We start from the raw sequence: 1,961 nt of genomic DNA, 5'->3' as shown, positions 1-1,961 counted from the left end.
GAAAGATCGCTTATTGGGTATAGGCGATATTCCTCCGTTATCGGAAGTCATCCGTGCGGCCGCTGCCTGTGGATAATGAGAAGTTACCCTTTTTATTTGTATCTTGTTGAATTTATTGATTAATATACCCTTAAGTAAGCAGTATTAGAGTCTGACCCCATTGGTTTCTGCAAGGATGGAAAAACTACTATGGGAAATATGGACGAGCAGAATTAAAGCACGTATTATCATATCTCAATGCCAAGCTAGCAAGATGGGCAAAGCGAAAGTACAAACGATTGAAAACAAAAAGCCAAGCGATACGTTGGGTAATAGGTTATCAACAACGAGAACCGAAATTGTTTGTGCATTGGAGTTTTACTTAGTGAAACGGTTGGATGATAAGAGCCGTATGAAGCGAGAGTTTCACGTACGGTTCTGTGAGAACCTGAGGGGGAAGTACTTCGGGCTACTTGACTTTAAAGATCATTTTTATATCAAAGTTCAGTGCGTTGTCAGAGTTCATCGAATATCTGCCAGCGTCAACTGATGCAGTCGTTACATTTCAAAATCTATTGAGGGATTTCTGGTTTGTTTTGTTTGGGCGCAATCGCTTGTGATAAGTTATCGTGTTTCCTTTCCTAGCTGTTTCACCCCTTATCATTGGCTGGAAAGGTTGAGTATGAGGTAGCAGGACTAAAGGTACCAGGCATTTTACTGCTTGGAAGGGCTTTATTTTTATCAGCGGTGCAATTCAAACAAGCTCTTAAATCCTGTTTGCAGGGCACTAACTTATTGGTAGGACTTACATCAAAAGCCGGTAGTATTGTTAAGCCAGCCCTGCTACAGTAAAAGCATTGAAAAGTCGTGGGTTGAGCGACTGAGCATGGATTGAAGGTTAGCGAATATCGAAATGTAACCATTCAATCCAGCTGACCGTTGGCAGCGCAGCTCACTTTAAAAGGTCATTTTTTTATTTAACTACAGTGCTTTGTCTGAATTCATCGAATATCTGCCAACGGCATCTGATTTTGGCGTTAGACTAGTGTATGAATATTTCAAATCGAATCTTGCTGGTACTTGCTATCATCTTTATGTGTGTAAGTTGCGTATTCGTTCCTTTGCGTTACTATTATCCAGAATCTAATAGCGGAGAAGTAATATACGCCTTCTGTATTATCAATGAGGGTATTCCTCGTGGAATTCAATTTTCACAGCAAGATATACGAATATCCACCTCATTAGAGAGATACGAAGGAAAGAACAACATTATTCTTCGAATTGAAGTAGCAAAGGGGAAAACCCTTAAATTGAAGAGTAATACCATTCAAGTATTTTGGGAAGGAAACGATCAGTTGGGTAAGGAAGTGTTTCGAAATATTGGTCTTGTAGGTAAGCCCCAAATCATTAAACCTACCACTCAAGAATATACATTAGATACTAACGAGCCATTGATGGGGCAGAGAATAGAAAAAGAAAATGGGGAGTGGTATACGAGTTTCGTATTGGCGTCCTATTTGAATATACCAGATGCAGATGAATTTAGCGTTATTTTACCTCAATTTGCCGTTAACGAAGAGCTTGTAATTCTTCCTGTACTACGCTTCAAGAGAAAATGGATTATCACAATTGGTAACATGCTTGGTATGCTACATTGTTAAATATAAATTCAGGGAGAAAAAACATAACGAATAAGGTTAGATTGTGATCGCGAAGCGAGCCACAATCTGAACCGTTTGTTGGACAAGCCCGATTTACCCTTTGAGATGAATTCCGCTATTGCAAATAGCTTTTTGCTGAACAGCCCGAATAATGCATTGGGCTTCTATTTTTAAATCCTTTTACCGGAAGCTTTATGGATTTTCATTGCGATCATCCATAAAGCCCCTTTTTTTACTCATTTTCACCTATTATCCCTGTTTTTAGAGCAGACAATTGCCTTGGCTCAAAATAGGCCACTTTTCCCCTTTACCGGTGAGTGA

2 protein-coding genes are annotated in these 1,961 nt (G+C 39.5%); both read left to right on the top strand.

Features of this window, described 5'->3' with window-relative positions:
* Positions 1 to 167 precede the first annotated feature (167 nt).
* Positions 168 to 365 (top strand): group II intron maturase-specific domain-containing protein, encoded by a 198-nt coding sequence (locus BQ7314_RS16050; protein WP_425356630.1) that lies wholly within the window; start codon positions 168 to 170, stop codon positions 363 to 365.
* A gap of 663 nt (positions 366 to 1,028) precedes the next feature.
* Positions 1,029 to 1,640: a hypothetical protein gene (locus tag BQ7314_RS02035; RefSeq protein ID WP_174482041.1), complete on the top strand. Its 612-nt coding sequence runs from the start codon at positions 1,029 to 1,031 to the stop codon at positions 1,638 to 1,640.
* The last annotated feature ends 321 nt before the right edge of the window (positions 1,641 to 1,961 follow it).

It is taken from the genome of methanotrophic endosymbiont of Bathymodiolus puteoserpentis (Logatchev), assembly GCF_900128525.1.
Classification (GTDB): Bacteria; Pseudomonadota; Gammaproteobacteria; order Methylococcales; family Methylomonadaceae; genus Methyloprofundus.
This window is presented reverse-complemented; position numbering and strand designations above follow the sequence as displayed.